This is a genomic window from Runella sp. R5_40, assembly GCF_057652295.1.
In genome coordinates this window covers 120804-147304 of the sequence record NZ_JBYFCH010000003.1, presented here as the reverse complement: position 1 = coordinate 147304, position 26501 = coordinate 120804, and the positions used below count along the sequence as shown (strand labels likewise).

The following is a 26501-nucleotide window of genomic DNA, read 5'->3' as shown; positions in this document are numbered from 1 at the left end:
GGTTATACTTCCATAGTAAGCTCAATTGAGGTACCTCTGTGCGGTTGAGAAGAAATCATAAACTTACTTTTGAGCAAGTCGGCACGGTGCTGCATGTTGTTAAGGCCATTTCCTTTACGAATGGTATTCATCTCAAATCCAATTCCATTGTCTTCTATTCGCAAATGCAACACATTTCCTATCACGGCAAGCTTTATCTGCGCCTTGGTGGCCTTTGAATATTTCACTAAATTGTTGATGGCCTCTTTATATACCAAATAAAAGTCTCGCCGCTTGTCCATCGGAAGTTTAAAGTGACTCACGTCTTCTGGGAATTCCAATTGGTAAAGAATCGAAGCTCCATCGAGCATATCAGCGGCGTAGCGGCGCATCCGAACCAACAAGTTTTGAATATCGTCATATTGTGGATTAATGTTCCACACAATATCTCCCAAACTTTCGCTGATTTGTTGGATACTTTCCCCTGCTTGCTGAAGGTATTCTTGGGCCTGAGTTGGAACAGAAAGTGTACGTTTGGTTAGTTCATTTAAAATATTAACGTTGGTCAGTGATGAGCCTATTTCATCATGCAAGTCTTTTGAAATGGTGTTTCTGACGGCCAGAAGCGCTTCTTTTTCTTGGAGTTTTTTGCGAAGCTGATAACGGTTAAATAAAATCCAGGCAAGCAACATCGACAGCAGCACCAGCCCTGCTCCCACCATCTGAATCATCTGTTGGCGTTGAAGCTGCCGTTCTTTCAATTCTTTATCTTTTTGGCTAAGTTCCAATCGCTGACGAGCCAACTGAAGTTCTTGTTCCTTGTTTTTAGTAATCAAAAGTTGTTTTTCAAATAACTCCTTTTGTCGAGAAAAAATGGCATCTCGGAGCTTTTGTTGCTGGGTAAGGAGTTGAATTTTATCTTCTTTCCGTTGGGCTTCCAGTTTATCCCCCACAATAATCGCCTTTTGTTTTTCTATTTCTAGCTGACGAATGAGTTTTTCGGCATTCAGCTTGGCTATTTCAAAATCCTTCCGTTCCGATTCATATTTTACCTGCAAATCTGAAATATTCTTTTTTAACTGTATGCCCTCTAAGCTATCTTTTAGTGCGTGGTATTGGGCCGAATGTAGGTACGCATTTTTAAAATCGTTGACCTTGGCAAAGTAGGAAGACTGGCTCAAATATACATCGCGCAAAATATCTTTTCGTTGAAGCGAATCAGCCAATCGCTCAGCCTCTCTATAATACCGAACCATCTGATCATTATGCTGCATTTTTGCGCAAATTTCGGCAGCAATACGGCTTTTAGCCGCCGCACTAGCCAAGTCGTTGGTAGCTCGGCTTAAAGCAATCGACTGCTCAATCGCCTCTAGCGCTTCTGGGTATTTTTGCTGACGTTCAAGCAACAAGGCCAAATTTTGGTATGCTTGCACTAGGTGCTTTTTTTGCCCATTGATAGTTGCATATTTGACAGATTTTTGACGATAAACTGTCGCCGAATCTAGCTGGTTGTAAGCTGAATACATGGTACTCAAGTTACCTGTTACCGTGGCCAAACCCAAAACATTGTTATTTTTTGCGTGAACTCGCAAGGCTTCTTTGGCGTACTTGATAGCCTCCTCTTTGTTCTCAAGTCGATAGAAAGCATTGGCAAGATTGCCTGCCGAATTAGCCCAGCCATGCAAATCCCCAAGCTGTTCGTGCAGTTTCATGGCTTTAAAGTACCAATTTGCTTCTTGTTCGCGCTGGTTTTGTTTTCCTGCCAATACCCCCAAATCATTGTACAATACCGCCGTATAGTTCGACGGTTGTTTGTCAAAATAAGTAGTAAGCGCCTTTTGAAAAAACTGTTCTGCTACGGGTAAATCATTGTTATACATCCAATATTTACCCTGTTGTAACTCTGCCAATGCAAGCATGAAGGGGTCATTGAGTTGTGTGGCTATGCGGGTTCCTATCTGCCAATATTGCCGCACATCGGTATTGGGCGTGTGTTCTACCAATAAAAAAGCGATTTTTAAATTAGCCCAACCTTCACCGCGCAACATCGCTGTTTGTTGGCTCAAAGACAACGCCTGCTTTGCCAAAAGTAATGCTTGAGACACCTCCTCAGCCGCGTCTGCGGCATTGAGTAATCCATAAATCTTGAGCGAATCTGCTTTGGTATAGCGCTGTGCATTTAGTACCAATGAAAATGTAAGCCACCAAGACAACCAAAGGTATTTCATAGGAGAAGGGGCTTTACCATGAGCTCTAAACAAAGTTAACAAAAATCCATACATGTTCAACACTTAACGAGGTTTTGAGAAACCTCGGTTTTCGGTTAGGAGTAACCGAAAACACTTGCTTTGGGTAGCCGAAAACACCTTACAGCCGATTTTCACCTTTCCAAGCTGTAATGGAATTTCGAAAGGGTTTCTCCGAATCATAATTGGGGTTAGGCGACGGAAATCTTGCCCCCGTCTCCGACTGCCAGCGCTGGAGTTTTTTTCGTAATTGCGCTCCCAATTGGGGCTTTTCAGTCACAAGGTTATGCTGCTCCGATACGTCGTCACGAACGTTGTACAACTCCCAACGGTTTTCGCCCAAAAACTCAATCAATTTGTAGTCTCCTGCCATCACTGCCCCCGTAGGCGGGCGTTGCGGCGTATGATAATGGGGATAATGCCAGTACAATGTGCGCGTTTCCTTGGGAGATTTCCCTTTCAATGTCGGTACAAAACTTTGCCCATCCACGTCTTTTTTCTTGTTCAATTGCGCCAATTCGAGGAGCGTAGGCACATAATCAATACTAGCGACCACGTCTTGCGGCGTAGAACGCGGCTGAGTTACGGCAGGATAACGCACCAGCAACGGTACTCGAATCCCGCCTTCGTAATAAAAGCCTTTGCCTTCGCGCAGGGGCGCATTTCCATCGACCTCCACCAGCCCACCGTTGTCCGACGTAAACACCACAATTGTATTTTCGCGCATTCCCAACTCATCTAATTTTTTTAAGATTCGGCCTACACTTTCGTCCAAACTCTGAATCATGGCGGCATAGATGGGATTTGGCTTGCTGACTCCCAATGTCTTTTTCTTTTCCTCGTATTTTTTAACGTAATCGGGTTTCCCTTGCAGCGGGGTGTGTACTTGGTAGTAGCTCATATTGAGAAAAAACGGCTGTGGATTATTGGCGTGTTTTTCAATCAACTTCAGCGCATGGTCCGTCAAAAAATCGGTAAGATAATCGCCTTCTTTTCCACCTTCGGGCAAGAATTTGACGGAATAATCGGCGTTAGGCGTTACGTTTTTGTAGGGATAAAAATACGACCCAGGCTGCCCTTTTGAATGTCCTCCAATATTGACATCAAAACCCCGATTGTGCGGCCAAAACTCCTCGGTTTCTCCCAAATGCCACTTGCCAACGTGGTAGGTGGCGTATCCGTTTTTATGTAATAGTTCGGGCAAAATCTCTTCCTCTTTCGGCAATTCGTAACGCATTTTGGCCGTCTGAAACTTGGCATAAGGATACACCACCCCAGGAATCCAATCGGTGATTTGGAGGCGGGCGGGGTATTTTCCTGTCATGATGGACGCCCTCGTAGGCGAGCAAACCGCACAAGCAGCATAGGCTCGCTGAAACTGCGCTCCCTCGGTAGCCAACTGATTGAGATTGGGGGTTTCGTGAAACGTATTGCCGTAACATCCCAAATCGGCCCAACCGAGGTCATCGGCCAACATAAAAACAATATTGGGCGCCTTACGCGGTGCTTGAAACGCGCACAAAGCCAGTAGCGAAAGGGCAATGCTTACCAAAAATAGCTTTTTCATAAATAGTTTGTAAAAACGACTAGGTCAGACGACAGTCAGACCGATATAAGATGACCGAGCTCATAAAGCGGTCTGATTATCATCTGACCGATAAACAACGCAATGGCCAATAAAGCGGTCTGACTATCGTCTGACCGAATGCACAACGAAATGACCTATCAAACGGTCTGACTGTCGTCTGACCGAATGCAGAATGCAATACATAAGCAAGAGTTAGGTAAACGTTACCCATAAAATGCTTTGAGAAATGATTAACCCCTCCTTTCAATGTTAAAATCAGTTACGTTTTGCCTATTTTTTAGTTTGTGTAGTTGCCTAAGCTTTGCCCAAAAAGCGAGCACATGGCCTGCCGATTTGCCTTGGTGGAAGCGCAATAACCTGCGCGTCATCCAAACCAACCTACCTGCTTACGAAGCCGCTACCCTCAATGCCGACTCACTGCTGAAAGATTTGGAAGCTTGTTCCGCCAATACACTACTTATCAATGCGGGTGGAATTATGGCGTTTTACCCCACCAAACTACCTTTCCATTACACCAACCCCTACATGAAAGGCAACATGCTGGGCGACGTTGTTGCCCGTTGTCATCAAAAAGGCATCAAGGTCATTGTTCGGTTTGATTTTAGTCGCGTTCACGAAAGCATTTTCAAAGTCCATCCCGACTGGTGTTATATTTCTCCCAAAGGCGAACGAATCATCAATACAGATATGTACGTGGTGTCCATCAACGCGCCTTACGTTCAGGAGTGTGCTTTTAAAATCATCGAAGAGGTCATCGACAACTACCCCATCGACGGTATTTTCCTGAACATGCCTGGGTACCAAGTCAATAATCCGTACGAAGGCAAATACCACGGCATTGACCAAAACGAAGCAGATAAAAAGCGATTTGCGCAATACAGCAATGGCCTGTCGCTGCCCGTCGAGGAAAACAAAGCCGACCCCGTTTTTCAAAAATACCTCGCTTTCAAAAAATTCACGGTCGAAGATTGGTCGGAGCGGTTGCATACATTGGTAAAGTCGAAAAACGAGCAAATCGCCATTTGCACCTACATGGATCGTTTCGTGGACATCATTCGGCACGAGTCGCAAACCAACAGCTTGCCGTACTGGCCTTACTCCGCCTCCGACAACGTGGGCAATGCCATCAATTCGTTTCCCAACCACATCATCAGTAACAGTAGTATTCAGCAAATCTCGTTTCAGTCGCGCTACAACGCCGTGGAGCCCGAGGAAGTATCCATTCGTTTGTACGAAAACATTGCCAATGGCTCTGGCCTCGACATCAGCATGATGGGCGATATGCGCGGCTACGAAGACGAGCGCAATTACGGAGTCATCAAAAAAATATACGCCCACCACAAAAAATTTGAGCCTTATTTTGGGAAGTATGGTTCGGTGGCCAAAATAGCTGTGGTAGCCCCAGGCGCATGGCCCAGCGGCAATCCCATGCAAGAATACCGTGGCATTCAGCTCATGTTACGCGAAGCACATTTGCCTTTTGACATCATCGAAGACGCCCAAATTGAGCATTTAGCCGCCAAAATAAAGGGTTACAAAGTGGTGATTTTACCTGACATTACGTATTTGAGCAAAACCGCCATTGAGGCATTGAAAGAAGCTGTCAAACAGGGAGTTCAGCTTATTGCCACCAATCAAACGATGTTTGATAACCCAGCGGCTTTGCAAGAATTGTTTGGCGCAAAAATCATCAACAAAGACCACGAAGGCAGCGGCTTTTACCTTGCTCCCGACAACAAACAGGTTTTCAAACGTTTTGCCCAACAAAAAATGGTGTTTTGGAAATTTAACTTGGGACTGTACGACTTCTCGGGCACCGACCAACGACTATTACCTATTCTTTCCAAAGGCCGCCCTGGCCCGCCCGAAATCATTGGTGGTCACGACCCGACGGGGTATTTTGCGATGGGGATGAAACAACATGCACGGAGCAAAGCAGTGCTATTGCCCATCAACCTCGGTAAGCTTTATTACTTGCACGGGTACGAAGAACACAAAAACATTCTCCTCGATGCCCTCAACCTCGTTTATCCCGAAGCAGGGGAATTAGTACAAACCAATGCCCACGAACGCGTAGAGGTGATTTTGAAAGAATATACCAAAAACACACCCGAAAACAGGAATAAATCTGTTTCCGATGGTCTGATTTTGCACTTGGTGAATATTACTGGTTTTAGTGGAAATACGTATTTTGCTCCTCTGCCCATTGCTAACCTGAGTTTTCGGGTTCAAACGCCGTTCAAACCTTCCAAGGTTTTTTCGATGGTCAACAAAGAACCCGTAGTGTATTCGTGGAAAAACGGGGTGCTCGAATTGAAGCTTTCTAAGTTGGCAGATTTTGAAGGAATTGTGATTGATAAGTAGCACGCTCGTGTCAAGGGTTGCTCACAACCCGCTCGAAAGAAACATAGAGCAAACTCGAAACTGTAAACACGAAACTGAAAAACATGAAAAAAACTTTCCTCACCACCATTGCCTTTGGGCTGACACTCGGCATGGGATTGTTGTCGTTTAAGCCCAAAGATAAACGCCCCAACATCCTGATTTTGTTTTCGGACGACCACGCCTTGCAGGCCATCAGCGCTTACGGCAGTCCCTACATCAAAACGCCTAACATCGACCGCTTGGCCAAAGAGGGGGCATTGTACCAAAATATGTTTTGTACCAACTCCCTCTGCGCCCCTAGCCGTGCTACGTTGCTAACGGGGAAATACAGTCACAAAAATGGCCACCGCGACAACCTCACCAAGTTTGACGCAGGCCAACCGATGTACCCAAAATACCTACAAGCCGCTGGTTATCAAACGGGTTGGATTGGCAAATGGCACTTAGAAGCTACCCCTCAATACTTCGATTATTGGTCGGTGTTGCCTGGGCAAGGTGCTTATTACAACCCTGATTTTATCGAAATGGGTGGAAAAACGGTTCGCCAAGAAGGCTACGCTACCGATGTCATTACCGAAAAAGCGCTTCATTGGCTCGACCAAGACCGTGACCCTTCGAAGCCATTTTGTTTGGTGATTGGTCACAAATGTCCGCACCGAAATTGGCAACCTGACACCACCGATTTGCGGGCTTTTGACCACGTAAAATTCCCCCTTCCTAAGAGTTTTTACGATTCGTACGAAGGACGGATTGCTGCCAAACGCCAAGATATGACCGTCACCAAAACCATGCGCTTGAAAGAAGACCTCAAAGTGGACGCGGGCAACGACCCTTTTGTGAAACGCATGAACCCCGCCCAACGCAAGGCGTGGCTCGCTTACTACGACCAAGTAACCGCCGATTTTAAGAAACAAAACCTGTCGGGACGGGCGCTTGATGAGTGGAAATACCAACGGTACATGCAAGATTATTTGGGCACCCTCCTTTCGCTCGACCGTAACGTGGGTAAAGTGCTTGATTATTTGGACAAAAAAGGCTTAACCGAAAATACCTTGGTGGTGTATTCGTCCGACCAAGGGTTTTATTTGGGCGAACACGGCTGGTTCGACAAGCGATTTATGTACGAAGAATCGCACCACATGCCAATGCTGATTCGGTATCCAAAACGCCTCAAAGCAGGCACCATCGACCGAGCCATTCATAACAATACCGACTTTGCCCCCACTATTTTACAAGAAGCAGGGCTGAGTGTTCCTGAAGACATGCAAGGGCAGTCGTTTTTTAGCAAAAAAGCGCGCAAATCGACCTATTACCACTATTACGAATACCCCGCCGAACACAGCGTTCAGACGCACTTTGGTATCCGCACCGACCGCTACAAACTGATTCGCTTTTACAAAGACGGTGAGTTTTGGGAGTTGTACGACCTCCAAAAAGACCCCGAAGAGATGAATAATTTGTACGGCAAACCCGCCTATCAGAAGATTCAAAAACAGCTTACGGCCGATCTAAAACAACTCATTCGACAATACGACGATACTGAAGCAGCGGCGATTTTGGCCAAAGACGAGGCAAGTCAATTGTCCAAATAAGCAATGTAATGGTTCGCGATAGCACGATAACATCTCGTGCTATCGCCCTTTAAAATTCGATTTTATAGCTCAAATTGGGAATAACAATCGGGTTCAAATCCTTCTCAACTGCACGGGTTTGAAGGTTATAGCGAAACCCGTTAAAATCAGGCTGGGAAGTCAGGTTCAGAATTTTCAGCGCAATTTCGCGGGAGCTTTTACGCTTATTGAGTTTATAACTTGCCGTAAAATGCACATTGAGTGCGGGAGCCACTTGCATCGAAAATGCCTTCGTTTCGTCAAAAACCACTTGTTTGGCTATTTCCGACGCCGCCTGATTAACGGGCGAATAACGGTTGCCTCCTTGGTACGTAACGCGAGCGTTGAGGCTTAGCACATTTTGGTGTTCGTTGCCCAATTGCCATTCTTTTCCAAACAAGACATTAGCCACAAAATTTCGATTAAAGCGTGTGTTTCGCCATACGCCATCGCCACCTTTGTATTCAGACGAAAAAAGGGAGCCCGTCAGCAAGTAATAGTAGCCTTTGGATAGGTACTTTTCGAGGGTGATGTCCACCCCGTAATTTCTCCCTGTTCCTGTATTTTGCAACTTTTCGGCAAAGAACCAGTCATTTTGCACGTTGAGCAATGAAAATGAGCTTCCCAACATCACGGGCACTGAAAACAACGATTGATAGTAGGGCTCCATGCGTAGATGAGCAACGTCCGAAATAGCCCAATCGTAGCTTAACACTAAATGATGGGCTTTGGTAAAATCTAGGTTTTTATTGACCGCCGTTTCTCCCGTTGCCAATGAATTGTTAAAATAATAATTCAAACGATCCAATCGGCTATGCAGCCCATAGGCCACTCCCACCGAGTGAGTGGGTTTCCACTGGTAGCGGAATCCCACTCGGGGTTCAAGCGTGACGTGCTTGTTTAACGAAAAAAACTGGCTGTTAATACCTGCATTCATGGAAAGCGAGCGGGACAGCTGAAACGAAGAACTGCTGTACGCCGACAATAAAGTACTAAACCCGCGTGCATCGACCAATGATTTTAGCGGAGCATCATTCCCTCCTTGCGCCTTGGCTAAGGCTAAGTCGTATTGCATTCCTGTGAGCAACATACCTGTTTTATTGGTATGTTTTGTACCAAAAGCTTTATTGATAAAAGAGGATAAAACAAACGTAGCATTGGCCACTGAAATATTGCTTTTTGGTACCAAAGCCAAGGCAGACGTGAGGCGTTGTGTTCTCCAATCTGTGCCTGTTGTAGTGGCCGCGAGGGTGGTTTGGAGGTACGCACTATTCTTGAGCACCAATGTATGTTTTACCCCTACGGCTCCCATGTATTGCTCAATATCGTTTTGTTCTCTCTCGTCGTCGTACTTCCATTGGGTGCTATCGGTTTTGGCTTTTGCGCCCGTTTTATCGGCCAGCCCAATCCCCCAAACCGAAAAAGTACCTGCTCGTTTGGTCGGAAAATTTAATTTAAAAGAGAAATCCTGAAACTTCAGGCCGCCGACATTTTCGGGTAAAATGGGCGTCAACAAGGCCAACGTCGAATAGCGGTAATTGAACAAGTAGGATGCTTTTCCTCCCTTTTTAAACGGCCCCTCCGACGAGGCGTCAATGCCAATAACCCCCGCCTGAAAGGTGTGTTCGTGCTTTTGGTTGTTTCCCTTTCGCATCGAAACGTCAAACACGCCCGACAGGGCATTGTTGTATTCGGCAGGAAAAGCACCCGTAAAAAAATCGGAATTGGCCAGCATTTGGCTGCTTAGCGCCGTCAAAGACCCGCCCCCAAACGACTTCAAATCGCCAAAATGGTTGGGGTTAGGGATTTCAATTCCCTCCATTTTCCACTGCAAAAACTTGGGCGCATTGCCCCGCACGATGATTCCGTTATCGTCGGTGTTGCCCGCTACTCCTGCAAACGAAGACGCCAACCGCGAAGGGTCATCAAAACCGCCCGCGTAGCGTTTGGCCTCCTCCACGCTTAGCATCCGCGCACTTACGGTAGCCATCGGGTTGAGGGGAAGTTCTTTGTTGACTTTAGGCCGCACTTCCACTTCAGCGAGCAATTGACTGATTTCTTTTAATTTTATGGACAAAAATGTTTGTTTGGCCGAACTAACCACGGTTTCGCGCAGGAGCACAGGCTCGTAACCCACGCAAGACACGCTGAGGGTATAACGCCCAACGGGCACGTTGGAAAGGGTAAAATTGCCGAGTGAATCGGTGAGCACTCCCAGCAAAGGCGTAGTGGCAAGAACAGCCACGGAGGCGTACGGAATGGGGGTATGAGTAGCGTCGTTGATGACTGTTCCGCGAATGGTTTGGGTAGGCTGGGCGGCAGATGTGAGGACAATGCCCCAAAAAAAGAGGATAGAAAATAAATATTTCATGGACTGTGCAGTGAGTGATTTGAGGACACAAAATTCCCCCAAATCACTTGCCAGCACAATACTGATTTATCAGTAGGTTTACTCCAAAAGCCCCCACTTGGAGGCAAATTTGACGGCCTCAAACGAGTTATTGGCCCCTAATTTTTCCAAAAATCGTTGACGATGGGTGTTAACCGTATGCACACTGATGGAAAGTTTGTCCGAAATTTCTTTGCTTAAAAACCCTTCTTTGACCAACTTTAAAATCTCTAACTCTCTTTTGGTCAACTCCAATTCAGCTTTAGGGGGAGTATCAAAAGGAATAAAACGCCCCGTTCGGAAGTTCAATAGCTGGGACTTAACGGGTAGGTTTTCTTCTTGGTTGGGCGACACATCCACGATGCTGAGCATGAGCCAAATTTGCCCTTTTCGGTCCAATTCCAGCATTTGATACTGCTCAATAAGGCGAACGTACTTCTTCTCGGCGTTCAGCATTCGGTATTCATAAATGACCTTGTGGTTCAGTTTTTCATCGCTCGAAAACGCATTAAACATTTTCAGGATAGAAATCCCATTCAGAGCCAGTTGAACTTTGTCTTCGGGATGAATTTTACCATCAAAAAACTGATGTCCTAAACCTTCGTAATCAGCAGGTGAATAGCCTAACAACTTACCATAGTTGGCTGAATAAAAGGCAATTTGCTTCTTATTTATATCAAAAATACTGATACCCGAATTTCCAATCTGGGAGAGCGTTTGTAAAGCCGACACGTGCGCAGGAAGGACGGTATAATCGAGGTCTTCTTCCCGATACTGATACTGCATCAAAAAGGTAAAAAATATCTCTTGTATGCTACTTTGTTCAGCCATAGTGGAGAGGGATTTACTATTCAAGTTTTACTACTTTAACTTTTTTTTCAACCAAGCTCTTACTGGCTCATCGTACCACTTTAAACTCACATATGCCAACAACACAGCGCCCGAAAATGTAAGCAAGGCGCAAGGCCACGCCTGCGATAGGGAGGTTACTTTGTGGTTGCTTACCCATGCCACATAAAAATAGAGGAGTACGTAGTGGGTCATGTATAAAGGGTAAGAAAGATTGCCCAGAAACGCACAAATCTTCTCTTCTGTTTGGCCATTTCTCCCACCACTAGCTCCGGTATATACAATGAGTGGAAACACAATGATGATACAAAAAGCTTCATACAAGCCATTCATCCAAAGATGGTCGGCACTGCCAATTCTTGGCATTAGCAAAACAGCTACTAGCAGCAAGCTACACCACAAAAAAGCGTTTTTGATAGAAATTAGCCGTCGTTCAACTCGTGACAAAAGCAGACCTGCAAAAAAGGGGAATAGCGTTCGAGTGATTCCAACCCTCATGTGCATCCAATTGAGAGTCCATCCCCCCGTAACGTCTCCGTTTGGGTTAGTCACTACAAAATGCAGAAGCAAGATTCCTGTTAAAGCAACAAAAACAGCCAAGGCTTTATTAGATAATTTTCTCAGTCCTAGCGCGTAAAGGATATTAGCAATGTATTCAAAAAACAAGGACCAAGCGACGCTGTTGAGTGGGTGCATTTCTTGCCAACCCCGAATATCCATTGAAAGAGGTATGGGTAAAATTGTGTAGCCTATCAGCATCACAACCAGCATTTTCCACAAAGGGACTGTATGGATATTCGGCCAAATCGCGGAGTCGGTAAAGTAAAAACCCATAGCTCCGAGCGTCATGCCCAAAACTACCAGCGGTTGTAATCGCTCGAACCGACGACGCAAGAAACTGCCAACGGTTAATTTGTCCCATCTGTCGTCGTAAGCATAACCGATTACAAAGCCAGACAGTAAAAAGAAAAAATCAACGGCTAAGTAACCATGATTGACAACATTGGTAAAGCGGCTGCTAGCGAGTGGCTCGGTAAGGTGAAAAAATACTACGACAATAGCCGCTACACCTCGAAGTCCATCTAATAATTGGTAGTGTGGTTTAGTACTCAGTTGGTTATTGTTCATCAACAACAGCAAATTTAAAATAAACGACTTTCTCAAGGAAGAGGTAAACGTTTTCTCCTCAAACAAACGCAAAACGCCCGAAAAAACCGAGCATTTTGCACAAAAAACAGGCAATTCGGTTGAATTGCCTGTCCACCTATTATTCCTGAAAACTAACGAAATCCATTAATCCATGCCTTTCAATTCAGTTACCACTTTGGTGATAGAATCTTTGGCGTCCCCAAACAACATCATACAGTTGGGGTAATAAAACAGTTCGTTGTCGATACCAGCGTAACCCGCCGCCATCGAACGCTTGCTGACAATCACCGTTTTGGCTTTGTCGGCGTTCAAAATGGGCATTCCGTAAATCGGGCTGGCGGGATTGCTGCGAGCTGCGGGGTTTACTACGTCGTTGGCTCCTACGACAAACACCACGTCGGTGGTCGCAAACTGGTCGTTGATTTCTTCCATTTCTACCAACTTATCGTAGGCTACGTTCGACTCTGCCAAGAGCACATTCATGTGCCCAGGCATCCGTCCTGCCACGGGGTGAATCGCGTATTTTACCTCTACCCCGCGCTGTTCGAGCAAGGCTTCGAGTTCGTGAATTACGTGCTGCGCCTGCGCTACTGCCAAACCATAGCCTGGCACCACAATCACTTTTTGGGCGTAGTTCATCATAATCGCCACGTCAGAAGGCGTACTGCTTTTTACGGCCCCGCCCGTTGTGGCACTACCTCCGCCAGCGGCAGCAGCGCTACCACCGCCAAACGAGCCAAAAATCACGTTTGTAAGGGAACGGTTCATGGCATTACACATCAAAATCGTCAGCAACGTACCTGCCGAACCTACCAAAATCCCGCCCGTCAGCATCACTTGGTTATCGTACAAAAACCCACCGAAAGCCGCCGCCACTCCCGTAAAAGAGTTGAGAAGCGAAATCACCACTGGCATATCGGCGCCTCCAATTGGTAACACAAAAAGGACACCATAGGCCAACGACAACGCAAAAACGGTGTAAAGCAAAACCGCACTTGGATGCCCCAACGCAATGTAAACAGTCAGTCCTAACGTCGCTATCAACAGCACCAAGGTAAGGACGTTTTGCGCAGGCAAGCGGAAGTTTTTTTTCATAATTTCCTGCAACTTGGCATAGGCGATGATACTACCCGAAAACGACACGCTACCAATGACCAATCCTGCCACAATCGTCAGGACGGTGGCGGGAGAAGCATCGTCGTGCAGGTGTCCAAATTCGACCAACGAAATAAGTGCCGCACAAGCGCCTCCCATTCCGTTGAAAAGGCTCACCATTTGCGGCATATCGGTCATTTTTACTTTTTTGGCCGAAATCCAACCGACGACTGTTCCGATGGCAATCCCCCCGAAAATCCAGCCGTAGTTGCCAATAGGCTCGCCGTCCTCGTTGGTATGCATAAAAATAGTACCCAAAATAGCAATCGCCATCCCTGCCGCTGCCAAGAAGTTGCCATTACGGGCAGTTTTGGGTCCCGAAAGCATTTTTAATCCTACGATAAAAAATACCGAGCCCAAAAGGTAAATAAGGTATAACCAATATTGTTGTATCATTTCAGTTGACGGTTACTTTTTCTTTTTAAACATTTCTAACATACGGTCGGTAACGACGAAACCACCCACAACGTTGAGTGTTCCGAGAATAACCGCCAAAAAGCCGAGTATCAACGCGGGCCAGTTACCCGCTTCGGCATGGCCCATGACGATAATCGCCCCGATGATAACTACCCCGTGGATGGCATTGGCACCCGACATCAGCGGGGTATGCAGGGCGGAGGGTACTTTGGAAATCACCTCAATCCCCACAAAAATGGAGAGAATGAGGATGTAGATGAGTTGTATGTTTTCGCCAATAAATGTGATGATTGCGTCCATAGTTTGAAGATGACGTTATTTTAAAATTGATTTGGTAAAGGCGTGGACCAACTGCCCTTGGTGCGTGATGAGGCTTCCTTTCGTGATTTCCTCCTCCAGTTCCCACTTAAAACCATCTTTGTTGGCCAAATGCAACAGCAACGTACTGATGTTTTTGGCGTACAGGTCGCTGGCATTGGTCGCGAGTAGTGCAGGTAGATTTGACTCTCCAATAATCGTAACCCCATTTTTTACGACCGTCTGATTGGCTTCGCTCAAGGCACAGTTACCGCCCGATTCTACGGCCATATCCACAATCACGCTGCCCGTTTTCATCGACTTCACCATTTCTTCCGTCACCAAAATGGGGGCTTTTTTACCCATCACCAAGGCCGTTGTGATGACGATGTCTGCGTCCTTGATGCGCTGTTTGATGAGGTCTTGTTGTTTTTGGAGAAACTCCGCCGACACTTCTTTGGCATACCCACCTTCCGACTTGTTGGCTTCCATGCCTTCGACGCTCAGAAACTTCCCACCCAGCGACTCCACCTGTTCTTTGGTTTCGGGGCGAACGTCGGTTACTTCCACCACCGCGCCAAGACGTTTGGCCGTCGCGATGGCCTGTAATCCTGCCACCCCAGCGCCAAAAATCAGTACCCGCGAGGGTTTGATGGTTCCTGCGGCCGTCATCATCAGCGGAAAAATTTTACCCAGCGCGTTGGCTCCCAGCAATACCGCCTTGTAGCCCGCGAGGTTGGCCTGCGAGCTGAGCGCATCCATGCTTTGGGCTTTGGTCGTACGGGGAACGGCATCCATGCTAAAGGCCGAAATTTTCTTGGCATTGAGGGCTTGAACCAGTTCAGGCTGCGTGTAGGCGTACAGAAACGAAATGCTCACTGCGCCTTCGCGCATTTGAGCCACTTCTTCCAGCGTAGGAGCGTTGACTTTTAGAACGACATCGGCGTCGGCAAGGAGCGTTTTGACATCTGCTACCACTTGAGCGCCTGCTTTCTCGTACTCGGTGTTAAGTAAGGAAGATTTCTCGCCAGCATCATGTTGGACGGCGCAGGTAAAACCCGCTTTGAGAAGAGACTTAACAATGTCAGGTGTGACCGCAACCCGCTTTTCGTAGGTTTTGGTTTCTTTCAAAATAGCTATTTTCAAGGTTGAAGTAGTTTATTGGAATAAAACCCCAAAATATAGGACATTATCCACATAAACAATAAGATTCGCCAGTTTTCGGAAAATCTTTTTGTATCGACCAGCACAGGGCTAAAAATGGCAACGGCTACCTCTGCAAAGCACAAAGGCAGCCGTTGAAAAAGAGACAATTAAAGTAACACAGCATTATTTGCGAATACGAGCCGCATCCTCACTTACCCCCGATTTTCGGCCCCGAGCTTGGTACTTCGACTTCCCAAAATTGTACGTCACCCGAAACGACGCATAGCGCTGCGGCTGCACGTTGGTAAACGTCATATCCGAATCATCCACTTTGATGTTTGCCCTAAAAATGCTCGTCCAAAAAATATCGTTGAGGTTCAGTTGCGTATTCCAGCGGTTATTGGCAAAGCTTTTTTGGACGCCTACATTCATTGCTCCCAACGAGCGCGCACGGTAGAAACTAGCACGCTCGGGAACATTGTACCAACCTGATACTTCGAGCGTGTATCCTTTGGGCAACGTGAACATGTTGGACACCCAGAGCGAGGCCGATAGCCCAGCCACCGAATTGCTTTGGCCATTGAGGGTGACATTTTCGCCCCCGTAGGCCGTGCTGAGGTACATTTGATAGTTCCATTTGGGCAGTAACGTAGCTGAATGACTCACATCAAAAAATAGGCGACGGTTGTTTGCATTAACCTGCTGCCAAGTCGTAAGACGCGTCGTGGCATTGTACAATGGCAACTGAGTCACCCCGTTTTGGTTGTAGTTATAACCCGTGACCAACATGAGTTTTTTGTACGAATACGTCACCTCCGATACATTCCGAATACGAGGATACAAAAACGGGTTTCCCATTGCTACTGTATAAGGGTCGATGAAAAAAGGGAAAGGATTGAGTTGCCAAACAGTAGGCCGCGAAAGTTTGCGCGACGAACTCCACACCAAATTGCTGTTGTCGTTGAGTTTATACTGTAGTGTTAGGTTAGGTAAAATATTCCAATAGTTGCGGTTTACAATCGCTCCCAATGTGACGGATTCACCTTGCGTAACGGTATTTTCTGCCCGTAGTCCTGCCGTAAAACCTAGCTTCTTAACCTGTTTGCTCATTTGCATAAAAAACATCGTGATGTTTTCGTCAAATGTAAACTCATTACTTCGCCCAAAATCTTTACGAAAATCCGCTACTGTCAAAGGAGTCGAACGAGAAGCATCCGTCCGAATGAGCGTATCGTAGTCAATTTTAGCAAGGTTTTTTACGTAATTCATTTTAAAACCTGCCTCCAATTTCCACTCTTTCCCCACAACGTCCGTGTAAATCGCATTCAATGTTCTGAAAGTTGAGTTGGCGAGTTGGTCGTTTCGTTGAACTGAGATACCCCGTACTTGTTCGTTGTTTCGCACAAATTCCGATACCATGTTCTGCGTTCCTGGTTTCTGACTACCTGCCAAGGCCACCTCCACCATCAGCTCACGGCCTTTGTTATTTTTATATGTATAGCCCGCTAATCCCGTCAAAGAGCGACTATTTTCCATCATTTGGTTGTGACTCACCGTCAACGGTTGCTCATTTCCACGCAACACCGACTTATTTTCCGCATAGGTTGAGCTGGGAGCCCTGCCCACATCACCCGTAACTTTAAAATCAAAGCTATGATGCGGACTGACCACGTACTCTACCCCTGCCACCGCATTGAAACTCTGGGTGGGGTTTTTGAGGTACGAATACGACTCAAACACATCTTTATTTCCTTCTTTCCCCATCACACGTCGGTCAGTCAGTTCTTGGTACCAATTGGATGAATTCCAGCCTGTATTCAGCGAAAACGCCATTTTTTGGGTTTTATACGTTAGGTTTCCACCCGCGTCGCCCGTCGCAAAACGGTGCTGCAAATACGTCCCATAAATCGAGCCCCGCCCGCCCAAATTTTGATCACGTTTGAGCTTAATATTAATCACCGTCTGAAACGACGACTCGTACTTGGCAGGCGGCGTGGGCATGAGTTCAATCGTTTCGATTTGGTCGGGGGTCAGCGACTTGAGGTAGTTTTTTTCCTGCTCTTCGGTCATTCGTAGGTCTTTGCCGTCAATCAAAATTTTGGGCGATGTTCCTCTAAACGTAATTTTTCCGCTCATGTCCACCAATAACCCTGGCGAACGCCGCATAACTTCAAGCGCATTGGTGGCGGTTTTGAACATTTTGCTGTCCACATTTACGATGATATTCCCCATTTTTTGTTCAAAAACAGGCTTAGTCCCCTTCACCACGACTTCGTTGAGCTGTTTTTGGTCGGCTTGTAAGAATAGCGTCCCTAGATCCAAGTCTCGTTGGTTTTCATTAATATGGATTGGAGCCGACATAAAACGCTGGTATTCAACGCTAGAAATGGCCAGCAAATAGTGTCCATCTGCGATATTTTGCAGCATAAAACGCCCTAATGTGTCCGTCACGCCCCCTTTTACAAGCGATGAATCTGACGATAACAACAGTGCTACACTCGCAAACTCCACCCCTTTTTGGGTGCTTATTTCCACCGTGCGTCCTTTGATGCTTCCTTTGTTTTGGGCAAAGCATAGCCCGCTGACCAGGGTCAGTACAACGAAAAGATGTTTCATGACTGTTAAGAAAAAAGGTTAAAACGCTATTTTGATTGCCAGTAATTTTGAACAAATTTTATCCAATCTTTTTCCGAGCTTGGAATCTGAACATCGGGCTGAAAACCAACGTTGTCGATGGGGGCATAATCGACCCAACCTGTGCGGGTGGTGGGCAAGCGTAATTCAAAGTTTTTGCACGGCAACTCGTGTTCACGCACATTACCATAGTCCATCATTCCGCCTGTATGGTTGCCGAAGAGCGTCACTTTTTTACTTTGTTTGGCATAAAACACAAAGTACTCCGCGCTGCTGTAGCAGTTTTCATTCATTAGCACCGCCACTTTTTGGGGATACGGCAGCACCTCCCCGTACGACATCGTATCGGCAGGATATTCCACCATTTGTCCCACTTTTAATCGGTTTTTAGCCAGTGATTCCTGCCAAGGTTTTGCATCTTTGGCCGAAATCCACCCTTGAGTCAGCGCTCGGTCAATCATCGCTTCTTCCGCTTTTAAATTGTCGGGGGTACTTCTAAAATGTGAGTGAATATCTCGAAAAGTATTGGTATTGAGGTATTTTAAAATGGCAGGAAAAGACCCATTCATTCCGCCGAAGTTGTCACGAATATCTACAATCAAATGGGAGGAATTCCGTATCGTTGCATCGTGTGCTTTCAAGACGCTATCCACCATTTCAAAGGAAATACCAAAGGAAGGAATTCGTACGTAAAAAGTTTGTTTGTCAATTGCTTTTACATGAAACTCCTCCTCAGCCTGCTGTGCTTTAGCGAGCTCATCGGGGGTTGCCTTTTGAGGATATTGCCGTACCCAGTAGCCCGAATTAGGGACGTTGAGCAAGTTTCCTTCCAGCGGAAAGGTACGTTCAGACGAACTGAGGTCGCCTGCCCAGTAAATTCCTTTATAAGGGCTTGGGCCACTAGCGGCGGCTTCAAATTTAACCATGCCTACTTGCCATTTTTTATTTTGAGCCGCCAACACCACCGCTGCCATTTTATCGGGTTGTTGTGGGTCACGCATGAGTGCCACGCGGTAACTACCATCCACGATTTCCCAGATGCCTTCCAAGGGGTGTAATTTGCCAACGTGGGCATCAAAGTAGCTTTTCGCTTGCTGCTCGTCGGTGCTGATGGTACGAATGGGAACCGTTACTTCGGGTGTATTAAAAGAAACCTGAAAATGCCCGTCTTTGAAAAAACGCTTGTACGCCCGTACCAATTGAAAACACTGTTTATCACCTGGCAAGTCACGGGCTGCCGTTCGCAAACTATCCAGTAATCGTTCGTACCGTGGTCGTATTTGGGTAGTTACTTTGTCTTGAAAACCTGCATAGTTGGCTTCTGTTTTCTGGATATACGTAGCCAATACCGCCGAGCATTCACAGTTTTGGGCCATGCTTTCAGTTGCAAAAAGTAAGAAAATACAGAGAAAAAATCGGTTTGCCATACGCTTTGGTTTGTTTAGAAATCGTGGTTCAAAACTGCACGGATACGTTGTCGTTACCAAAGTTTTTTGACGAACCTCGCTTTCCTCTCGACGAAAACTCGACAAATGGGACGTTTAGGTTGCTTACGACCAAACCCTAATACGACGATTTCCTGCGGTTGTGAGCAACCGCAGGCACGTGATATGTGCGAGGTCGCATTCGTGAGGGAACGTGTGGGCGGTTGCTCACAACCGCCCGTATCGTGCTGATATGGGCGGGAGGTTACTCCTAACCGACCCCAATACGACTGGTGCAGGAGGTTGCTTACAACTGACTGAGACTCCTGCGGTTGTGAGCAACCGCAGGCACAAATAGCAACCGCAGGCACATAACCACCGACACATATTGATAGAAACTAATGCACTTTGACGAAATTTGCCCAAATTTTTAGACGAACGTATGAATCGCCTCGACCAACCGAATCTACAACTATTTGATGTCGTTGAACAAGCCTTAGATTTCTATAATTCTAGGCTTTGGCTGCGTATTTTGGCCCATCTGTGTTACATTTACTTGAGCTATACATTTCTTGCAAACGAGTTTTTCGTTGAAGACTTAAAATACGGCGTCCATTTTTATGTGTACTGGCTCACCAATTTAGCCGCTGCCTACGCCATTTTTTATTATTTATTTCCTACCTACTTCGTCACAGAACGCTACTCGTACTTTTTTTTACCCGTCGCTTTCTGGTACTTTACGGTCTTTAGCTATTTCACTCACGCGTTTCTTCAAGAAGTGTACAGCAACAATACCGTTGTGAGTTATTCAGCATCCAGAGAAGATAACCCTTTCCTTGCCTTTCTCGACGTCTATAGTCGATACGGTTTGTGGGGACACTTTCGAAGCATATCGTTTGCGTTTGTCGTGTTTTTTGAATTCAAGTCTCATTTTGGACTCATTATTTTCGTAAAATCCGTCAAGTACTTTATTGAAAATATCATCAAGCAAAAACACCTCAATGACCTTAACCACGACCTCGAATCTCGGTTTTTGCAAAGTCAGCTTAATCCTCACTTTTTATTCAATTCGCTCAACAATATCTATGGGCTCATTCTAAACCAAAAGCCTACCACCACCGCCGCCATCAGCCAACTACAGAGCCTTTTGAAAGAATCTTTTGATGATTCTAAGGGCAATAACGTACCGCTACTTTCAGAAATCAATTACCTCAAAAACTACATCAGCCTCGAAAAAATCAGGCACGACCAAAACGTTCATATTGATTTTAAGGTGGACGAAAACACGGTGAATAAGCATTTCATTGCCCCTCGGGTTTTGTTACCTTTTGTCGAAAACGCCTTCAAACATGGCCTAAGCGACAACCTCAAACACGCCCAAATCGACATCCACATTTCCCTGAAAAACAATCAGTTGCATTTCGACACCTACAATTCAAAACCCGATTTAAAAGTATCGAAAACGAAAGTAGGTGGAATAGGCTTGGTCAATATCAAACGCCGCCTATCGCTTCTTTACCCCGACCATTCGCTCCAAATCCACGATAACCCAAACAGCTATGAAGTCCACCTTAGATTACCTTTATGATAAACGAGCAGGCATTTTTGAGTTCTTGTTTTGGCTTTTTTGGTTTTTCAACAATACCATTTACGTCGGCTCTACCACCAATATGTTCACGTCGGGTGCCTTGTTTTGGTCGTTCGGAAACATCATCGTTTTTTACATCACTTACCGATTGGCGTTGTACTGTGTGCGTCGGCTGTTTGTGCACTATAAGTATGTCATTTATTTGTTTTTAGTATATGTAGTAGGCCATTTGGTCAAAACAGTTGTCAACGAAATCATCTGGCAAATTGCGCTAAACCACCTTGATTTTGGAACGTTCAACCAAGACTACCAAAAAATGATCAATATCGACGGAGGAGGGCTACTGAAGCGCTTGTCCGATTTTTTGCTCAACCCTATTATATTTTTGATACAAGCCTCCCGTTGGTTGCCCATTTCCTTAAAGATAATGATAGACTTGGCCTTAGAGCAACGCAAAAACAATGCGCTGAATAAAAACAAAATGGACTTGGAGATAAAGCTTCTAAAATCGCAGATTAACCCTCAGTTTATCAATGAGTCGCTCGAAAACATCAAAAATGTGGTCAATACCGATCCTAAAAAGGCCGAACAAATGACCCTCAAGCTCTCAAATATGATTCGCTATACCCTTTATGAAACAGATGCCGAGAAAGTAGCGCTTCAGAAGGAATTGGATTTTATGATTAATTACGTTGATTTGCAAGAAACGCGACTCGCAGACCACGTAAACGTCAATTTTCGGCTCAAAACCCATTTTCTCGACAGCCTGACGATTAGTCCATTACTAATTTTCCCCCTGTTAGAAAAAGCCTTTAAATGTATAAAATCCAACTGCGAGGTCGATATAAAAACGCAAGACGCGGTGTTAGAGCTAAAAATTGAGTCGGACTACGTTCCCGACTGCCAGCATTCGGGCATCGAAACTGTACAAAAAAGATTGGCGTTTTTGTACCCCAACAAGCATCGATTGAAGGTAATCGAAAATGAAGGAATGTATAAAGTTGATTTAAAACTTGAGCTATGAAAAATCTCCGTTGCATTATTGTTGAAGACGAGCCCATCGCCCAGGAAATCATCGAGACTTTTGTCAAACGGCTTCCTTTTTTAGAACTTGCAGGCAAGGCAAGCAACGCCTTTGAAGCCTATGAGCTTCTATCGCAACACTCCATCGACTTGATTTTTTGCGATATTGAAATGCCCCAAATCTCAGGCTTGGAGTTTCTCAAATCGCTGTCGTATCGGCCACAAGTGATTATGACAACGGCCTTTCACCAGTATGCTCACGATGGGTTTGAACTGGATGTTACTGATTATCTGCTCAAACCCATCGCCTTTGAGCGTTTTCTAAGGGCCATCCAAAAAGTAAAAGAGCGGCGAGAGGCCAAAGAAATCCTCGAAAAACGCCGCCACGAACTACAAGAACCGACACTGGAAACCGAAGCAAAAACTACCCCAACGCCTCGCGGGGAAGACAACGGGATTTTTGTCAAAGAAGATGGAACTTTGGTCAAAGTCCTATTTGATGAAATTCAGTACGTAGAAGCAATGAAGGATTATGTTAAAATTTACCTCCGCGACCGTTTTATCGTGACGTACCTAACCATGAAAAAAATGGAAGAAAGCCTGCCAGAAAGCCTCTTTGTGCGGGTACACAAATCGTACATTGCCAGTTTGCCAAAAATCAAAAGCATCAGCGGCAATATGTTATCATTTCATTCACACACTCAGATTCCGATTGGAATGCAGTATCGAGATGGCTTATTGGCGAAATTAGAAGGGCAAATTGTTATTCGTTAACTAACCTCCCGAATGTTTGTACTCTACGCAGGCGAACATTCGGGAGGTTAAGCACAAATTACATTCGTTAAAACAGCAAACCTCCCGAATGTTTGTACTCTACGCAAGCGAACATTCGGGAGGTTGGGCATTACAATATATACTGACTCAAATCGCGGTTTTTGACCAGCCCTGCCAAACGCTCCTGCACCAACTCTTTGGTCACAATCACGTGGGCATTGGGTCCGATAACATCAGGAATGTCAAACATGAAGTCATTGAGTAAAGTGCTCATCACCGTTTGAAGGCGACGCGCACCAATGTTTTCCACTTCTGAATTGATGGTAAATGCCAATTTTGCCAACTCTAGCAATGCGTCATCTTGGAACGTCAATTCGACACCTTCGGCTTCCATCAACGCAAAATATTGACGCGTGAGAGAGTTACGCGGCTCTTTCAAAATACGGTAAAAATCGTTTTCCGTCAAGCTTTGCAATTCGACCCGAATCGGGAAACGTCCCTGTAATTCTGGAATCAAATCCGAAGGTTTAGACACGTGAAAAGCCCCCGCTGCTACAAACAAAATATGATCGGTTTTGATTGGGCCGTGTTTGGTATTGACCGTTGAGCCTTCGACAATCGGGAGCAAATCGCGCTGAACCCCCTCACGACTTACGTCAGGGCCTCCGCCTTTTCCGTTGGAATTGGCGATTTTGTCAATCTCATCAATAAAAATAATTCCTAAATTTTCGGCCTTCAGCAGCGCTTCTTCTTTGACTTCATCCATGTCAATGAGCTTGGCTGCTTCCTCTTCCAACAATATCTTGCGGGCATCGGCAATGCTCATTTTACGTTTTTTATTACGCTTAGGCATCATGTTACCGAGCATTTCTTGCAAATTCATCATCGACATATCGTCGATAGGTCCACCCATAACACCAATATTTGGAGCCGACGAAGACTGCATATCAATCTCGATTTTCCGATTTTCGAGTTCACCCGCCCGTAGTTTATCGCGGAAACGCACGCGTGTGCGCTCGTTGAGTTCGTGGTCGGGCATCGACGAAACAGGCGGAGGAGGATTAACGGCGTCGGTATCATCCGTAATCTCAAAACCTACGCTTGGGCGGCTGTTGTTCTTGGGCGTGTTATTGGGATACATCGGCGGAATCAGCACATCCAAAATAATTTCCTCTACGATGTCCTGTGCCTTTTGTTTTACTTCTTCTTTTTTGGCCGTTTTCACCATATTTACGGCTTGTTCTACCAAGTCGCGCACCATGCTTTCGACGTCACGCCCCACGTATCCCACTTCCGTAAATTTAGAAGCTTCTACTTTCACAAAAGGGGCATCGGCGATTTTGGCCAAGCGGCGGGCAATTTCGGTTTTCCCGACCCCCGTCGCGCCAATCATCAAAATATTATTAGGAATAATTTCTTTTTGCATCTCGGGCGTGCTGTTCATCCGACGCCAACGGTTTCGGAGTGCAATCGCCACGTTGCGCTTGGCATCGTGCTGCCCGATAATGTATTTGTCTAGTTCGGCGACTATTTCGCGGGGAGTTAGTTTATCTAATTGTGAGGACATCCGTTAATTTGACAATGTGAAAATAGATAAATTTAAGAAGGCAATAAGGGCATTTTTTTTGCAAAACAAATGTAGAAACGTTGGCATTTTCAAATTTGACCTCTATTTTTGTACAAATTTGATAAACGAATCTTGAAGATGAAACGTAACTTTTTGAAAATAAGTGCTTTGTTGTTGACGGTTTCTTTAGCCTCTTGTAAGTATCAAAAGAACAATACCATCGAACAGACGGATTTGCGTGCTGGTGATGAATACGTTTACGGCGTTCATCCCGATTCGGCGGCTCGTCAAACCAAGATTAAATATACGGCAAAACCAGAATTGGAGCAACGTACCAACGCTATCCGTGAAAAATTGTTTGGTGGTGCTACTCCAGAAACTACTGCTCCTGCTGCCACTCCTGCTGATACAGTTGTAGCAGCGAAATAATTTCTGCGGGATTTGTTATAAATTTGAAGCGACGCTCGAACAAGCGTCGCTTCTTTTGTTTCCATCAACCTTCTACTAAACCAATGAAACCATTTTTTCTCCTTTGCTTTTTTCTCACTACGTCATTTATTGGCTTTTCGCAAACCGAAGAAGCTGCCGTCAAAGTGCCGATTCAACAACTTTTTGAAGGAATGAAAAAAAGTGACTCGTCGATGGTACACCAAACATTGCTTGCCAACGCCCGCCTCGAATCAATTGTGAAAGCCAAATCAGGTGACATCAGTGTTAAGTCCGATTCGTTTGATGGGTTTCTAAAAAGCATTGGCAAAGCTACACCTGGCGACCTTGACGAACGCCTTTCAGGAATGCAAATTCGCATTGATGGTGACTTGGCTACTGCTTGGACTCCCTACAAATTTTATTACAAAGGCAATTTTAGCCACTGTGGTGTCAATGCGTTTCAATTAATAAAAACACCTGCGGGCTGGAAAATCCTCAGCATCATTGATACGCGCCGCAAAGAGGCGTGTGAGTAAATTTCAAAAATATAAGACACAATTACATGCGCTACGTTGGAGACATCGCCACGACTGATTCGTACAAAATTTCGCTTTATACTTGGAATGAAAAATACATCGTCAAGATTGAAGCTGGGCCTTACGAACAAATGTATAAAGTAAATCAATTGGACTTTTTGGGAGACGAAGCTGCTTTGAGAGAAGTTTTCGCGGACGAGGTTTTCCTAAAAAGTGTGTTTGCCCGTTTTCAGCAAATGCACAGCGACTTCAACGACGTCCTTACCCGATTTGATTTAGTCTAGTAGTGGTTCATACTCAAACTTTTTTGCCATGACTTTTGAAGAATACCTTGTCACCAAAAAAATTGACACAAAAACCTTTAGCCAACAAGAAGCGGAGCGTTTTCAGGAATGGGAGCAGCTGTTCTCTCAAATTCACCCTGAGAGTTTTACCGCCCAAAAGAAGTTTCTTCTCAACGATGTCCGTCGGAAGTACTTATTAAAAAACGAAGGATAAAAACGGCGCCGTTTACTTTCTGCCTACCTCAAACAAGTACTTTTTGAGGCGTTCTTCGACTTCTGAAGCCGAAATATTGCTAAGGAATTGGCCTTCTATGGCCAACGAAATACGTCCTGTTTCTTCCGAAACGACAATCACCGCCGCGTCGGTTACTTCGCTCATACCAAGTGCCGCGCGGTGACGGAAGCCCAAGTTTCCGAAATCATCGCTATCCGAAACGGGTAAAATACAACGAGCAGCTTTGATGCGCCCATCGGCCACGATGACGCCCCCGTCGTTCATGGGGCTGTATTGATTAAAAAGCGATAGAAAAAGGCGTTTTGACAACACACTGTCCACCTCTTCGCCCGTTTGGATGTATTTATCGAGTTCATCGTTTTTCTTGAGTACTAGCAAGCCCCCCGTAAACTCAGCTGCCAGTGCCCGAACCGCCTCTATGATAGGCTTGATTTCATTGATTTTATCGGCCGAAGTTGGTTGGCGAAAAAAACGTCCAATGAGACGGTTATTGGCAAAAGCGGTTGATTTTCCTACAAACAACAAAAAACGACGAATCTCTTGTTGGAAAATAACAATCAAAGCCACCGCGCCCACACCCATGAAATACTCCAGGATTTTGGTGAGCAATTCCAAACCAATGGCCCTGACGACCAAGTAAAAAAGGTAAATCAACAAATACCCTAAAAATACCCTACTCGCCAAACTTCCCCGCACCAAGTAGTAAATCTGATACAAAAGGAAAGCTACCAAGGCAATATCCAAGACGTCAACCCACTCAACGTTCAAAAAACCGATGTGAAAAACGAACATAATAA

Annotated in this window: 21 protein-coding genes; 9 read left to right on the top strand and 12 right to left on the bottom strand. The window is 45.5% G+C overall.

Features of this window, described 5'->3' with window-relative positions:
• Nucleotides 1-2: 2 nt before the first annotated feature.
• Nucleotides 3-2207 (bottom strand): tetratricopeptide repeat-containing sensor histidine kinase, encoded by a 2205-nt coding sequence (locus AC23N5_RS07780; RefSeq protein ID WP_487755106.1) that lies wholly within the window; start codon nt 2205-2207, stop codon nt 3-5.
• A 139-nt stretch (nt 2208-2346) separates the two neighbouring features.
• Nucleotides 2347-3792: a sulfatase gene (locus AC23N5_RS07775; protein WP_487755105.1), complete on the bottom strand. Its 1446-nt coding sequence runs from the start codon at nt 3790-3792 to the stop codon at nt 2347-2349.
• A 267-nt stretch (nt 3793-4059) separates the two neighbouring features.
• On the opposite strand from AC23N5_RS07775, the gene AC23N5_RS07770 reads away from it, so the two are divergent.
• Nucleotides 4060-6177 carry an alpha-amylase family protein gene (locus AC23N5_RS07770; protein ID WP_487755104.1) on the top strand — a complete coding sequence of 706 codons (2118 nt, stop codon included), beginning with the start codon at nt 4060-4062 and terminating at the stop codon, nt 6175-6177.
• Between the two features lie 83 nt (nt 6178-6260).
• A complete protein-coding gene (locus AC23N5_RS07765; protein WP_487755103.1) occupies nt 6261-7790 on the top strand; it encodes a sulfatase family protein in 1530 nt (509 codons plus the stop codon).
• A gap of 49 nt (nt 7791-7839) precedes the next feature.
• Here the strand turns inward: AC23N5_RS07765 and AC23N5_RS07760 are convergent, their stop codons facing one another.
• The 8 genes from AC23N5_RS07760 to AC23N5_RS07725 all read right to left on the bottom strand — a co-directional run bounded on the left by AC23N5_RS07760 (nt 7840) and on the right by AC23N5_RS07725 (nt 19271).
• Nucleotides 7840-10179: a TonB-dependent receptor gene (locus tag AC23N5_RS07760; protein WP_487755102.1), complete on the bottom strand. Its 2340-nt coding sequence runs from the start codon at nt 10177-10179 to the stop codon at nt 7840-7842.
• A 78-nt stretch (nt 10180-10257) separates the two neighbouring features.
• The gene (locus AC23N5_RS07755; RefSeq protein WP_487755101.1) at nt 10258-11028 is read right to left on the bottom strand and encodes a LuxR C-terminal-related transcriptional regulator; all 771 of its coding nucleotides are present in this window, start codon (nt 11026-11028) and stop codon (nt 10258-10260) included.
• A gap of 30 nt (nt 11029-11058) precedes the next feature.
• Nucleotides 11059-12174: an acyltransferase family protein gene (locus AC23N5_RS07750; protein WP_487755100.1), complete on the bottom strand. Its 1116-nt coding sequence runs from the start codon at nt 12172-12174 to the stop codon at nt 11059-11061.
• 165 nt (nt 12175-12339) lie between these two features.
• Entirely contained in the window at nt 12340-13746 is a 1407-nt protein-coding gene (locus AC23N5_RS07745) for an NAD(P)(+) transhydrogenase (Re/Si-specific) subunit beta (protein WP_487755099.1), read from the bottom strand.
• A gap of 12 nt (nt 13747-13758) precedes the next feature.
• On the bottom strand, nt 13759-14067 hold the full coding sequence (locus AC23N5_RS07740; RefSeq protein WP_028527091.1) for an NAD(P) transhydrogenase subunit alpha part 2: 309 nt from the start codon (nt 14065-14067) through the stop codon (nt 13759-13761).
• 15 nt (nt 14068-14082) lie between these two features.
• Entirely contained in the window at nt 14083-15210 is a 1128-nt protein-coding gene (locus AC23N5_RS07735; protein ID WP_487755098.1) for a Re/Si-specific NAD(P)(+) transhydrogenase subunit alpha, read from the bottom strand.
• Nucleotides 15211-15393: 183 nt separating this feature from the next.
• Nucleotides 15394-17826, bottom strand: coding sequence for a TonB-dependent receptor (locus AC23N5_RS07730; RefSeq protein WP_487755097.1), 2433 nt, complete (start codon nt 17824-17826; stop codon nt 15394-15396).
• A gap of 26 nt (nt 17827-17852) precedes the next feature.
• A complete protein-coding gene (locus AC23N5_RS07725; protein WP_487755096.1) occupies nt 17853-19271 on the bottom strand; it encodes a S41 family peptidase in 1419 nt (472 codons plus the stop codon).
• Between the two features lie 439 nt (nt 19272-19710).
• Here AC23N5_RS07725 and AC23N5_RS07720 point away from each other — a divergent pair, with 439 nt between their 5' ends.
• From AC23N5_RS07720 to AC23N5_RS07710, 3 genes are read left to right on the top strand one after another with little or no spacing between them, the layout of a single operon-like run.
• Nucleotides 19711-20856: a sensor histidine kinase gene (locus tag AC23N5_RS07720; RefSeq protein WP_487755095.1), complete on the top strand. Its 1146-nt coding sequence runs from the start codon at nt 19711-19713 to the stop codon at nt 20854-20856.
• The gene (locus tag AC23N5_RS07715) at nt 20828-21880 is read left to right on the top strand and encodes a sensor histidine kinase (protein ID WP_487755094.1); all 1053 of its coding nucleotides are present in this window, start codon (nt 20828-20830) and stop codon (nt 21878-21880) included. The genes AC23N5_RS07720 and AC23N5_RS07715 overlap by 29 nt, the downstream gene beginning before the upstream one ends.
• Nucleotides 21877-22653: a LytR/AlgR family response regulator transcription factor gene (locus tag AC23N5_RS07710; protein WP_487755093.1), complete on the top strand. Its 777-nt coding sequence runs from the start codon at nt 21877-21879 to the stop codon at nt 22651-22653. The genes AC23N5_RS07715 and AC23N5_RS07710 overlap by 4 nt, the downstream gene beginning before the upstream one ends.
• A 130-nt stretch (nt 22654-22783) precedes the next feature.
• Here the strand turns inward: AC23N5_RS07710 and hslU are convergent, their stop codons facing one another.
• Nucleotides 22784-24220, bottom strand: a complete 1437-nt coding sequence (hslU, locus tag AC23N5_RS07705) for an ATP-dependent protease ATPase subunit HslU (protein WP_487755092.1) — start codon at nt 24218-24220, stop codon at nt 22784-22786.
• Nucleotides 24221-24358: 138 nt separating this feature from the next.
• Between hslU and AC23N5_RS07700 the strand changes: the two genes are divergently transcribed.
• The 4 genes from AC23N5_RS07700 (at nt 24359) to AC23N5_RS07685 (ending at nt 25683) form a co-directional block, all read left to right on the top strand.
• Entirely contained in the window at nt 24359-24649 is a 291-nt protein-coding gene (locus tag AC23N5_RS07700; protein WP_122931996.1) for a hypothetical protein, read from the top strand.
• Between the two features lie 83 nt (nt 24650-24732).
• Nucleotides 24733-25185, top strand: a complete 453-nt coding sequence (locus tag AC23N5_RS07695) for a nuclear transport factor 2 family protein (RefSeq protein WP_487755091.1) — start codon at nt 24733-24735, stop codon at nt 25183-25185.
• A 26-nt stretch (nt 25186-25211) separates the two neighbouring features.
• A complete protein-coding gene (locus AC23N5_RS07690; protein WP_028527081.1) occupies nt 25212-25469 on the top strand; it encodes a hypothetical protein in 258 nt (85 codons plus the stop codon).
• 28 nt (nt 25470-25497) lie between these two features.
• Complete coding sequence (locus AC23N5_RS07685; protein WP_487755090.1) at nt 25498-25683, top strand: hypothetical protein; 186 nt, start codon at nt 25498-25500, stop codon at nt 25681-25683.
• 12 nt (nt 25684-25695) lie between these two features.
• Here the strand turns inward: AC23N5_RS07685 and cdaA are convergent, their stop codons facing one another.
• Nucleotides 25696-26496 carry a diadenylate cyclase CdaA gene (gene cdaA, locus AC23N5_RS07680; RefSeq protein WP_028527079.1) on the bottom strand — a complete coding sequence of 267 codons (801 nt, stop codon included), beginning with the start codon at nt 26494-26496 and terminating at the stop codon, nt 25696-25698.
• Between the last annotated feature and the right edge of the window lie 5 nt (nt 26497-26501).

Coding starts and splice junctions, on each gene's coding strand:
- AC23N5_RS07780 (WP_487755106.1), bottom strand. CDS start 2,207: ATGAAATACCTTTGGTTGTCTTGGTGGCTTACATTTTCATTGGTACTA.
- AC23N5_RS07775 (WP_487755105.1), bottom strand. CDS start 3,792: ATGAAAAAGCTATTTTTGGTAAGCATTGCCCTTTCGCTACTGGCTTTG.
- AC23N5_RS07770 (WP_487755104.1), top strand. CDS start 4,060: ATGTTAAAATCAGTTACGTTTTGCCTATTTTTTAGTTTGTGTAGTTGC.
- AC23N5_RS07765 (WP_487755103.1), top strand. CDS start 6,261: ATGAAAAAAACTTTCCTCACCACCATTGCCTTTGGGCTGACACTCGGC.
- AC23N5_RS07760 (WP_487755102.1), bottom strand. CDS start 10,179: ATGAAATATTTATTTTCTATCCTCTTTTTTTGGGGCATTGTCCTCACA.
- AC23N5_RS07755 (WP_487755101.1), bottom strand. CDS start 11,028: ATGGCTGAACAAAGTAGCATACAAGAGATATTTTTTACCTTTTTGATG.
- AC23N5_RS07750 (WP_487755100.1), bottom strand. CDS start 12,174: ATGAACAATAACCAACTGAGTACTAAACCACACTACCAATTATTAGAT.
- AC23N5_RS07745 (WP_487755099.1), bottom strand. CDS start 13,746: ATGATACAACAATATTGGTTATACCTTATTTACCTTTTGGGCTCGGTA.
- AC23N5_RS07740 (WP_028527091.1), bottom strand. CDS start 14,067: ATGGACGCAATCATCACATTTATTGGCGAAAACATACAACTCATCTAC.
- AC23N5_RS07730 (WP_487755097.1), bottom strand. CDS start 17,826: ATGAAACATCTTTTCGTTGTACTGACCCTGGTCAGCGGGCTATGCTTT.
- AC23N5_RS07725 (WP_487755096.1), bottom strand. CDS start 19,271: ATGGCAAACCGATTTTTTCTCTGTATTTTCTTACTTTTTGCAACTGAA.
- AC23N5_RS07720 (WP_487755095.1), top strand. CDS start 19,711: ATGAATCGCCTCGACCAACCGAATCTACAACTATTTGATGTCGTTGAA.
- AC23N5_RS07715 (WP_487755094.1), top strand. CDS start 20,828: ATGAAGTCCACCTTAGATTACCTTTATGATAAACGAGCAGGCATTTTT.
- AC23N5_RS07710 (WP_487755093.1), top strand. CDS start 21,877: ATGAAAAATCTCCGTTGCATTATTGTTGAAGACGAGCCCATCGCCCAG.
- hslU (WP_487755092.1), bottom strand. CDS start 24,220: ATGTCCTCACAATTAGATAAACTAACTCCCCGCGAAATAGTCGCCGAA.
- AC23N5_RS07700 (WP_122931996.1), top strand. CDS start 24,359: ATGAAACGTAACTTTTTGAAAATAAGTGCTTTGTTGTTGACGGTTTCT.
- AC23N5_RS07695 (WP_487755091.1), top strand. CDS start 24,733: ATGAAACCATTTTTTCTCCTTTGCTTTTTTCTCACTACGTCATTTATT.
- AC23N5_RS07690 (WP_028527081.1), top strand. CDS start 25,212: ATGCGCTACGTTGGAGACATCGCCACGACTGATTCGTACAAAATTTCG.
- AC23N5_RS07685 (WP_487755090.1), top strand. CDS start 25,498: ATGACTTTTGAAGAATACCTTGTCACCAAAAAAATTGACACAAAAACC.
- cdaA (WP_028527079.1), bottom strand. CDS start 26,496: ATGTTCGTTTTTCACATCGGTTTTTTGAACGTTGAGTGGGTTGACGTC.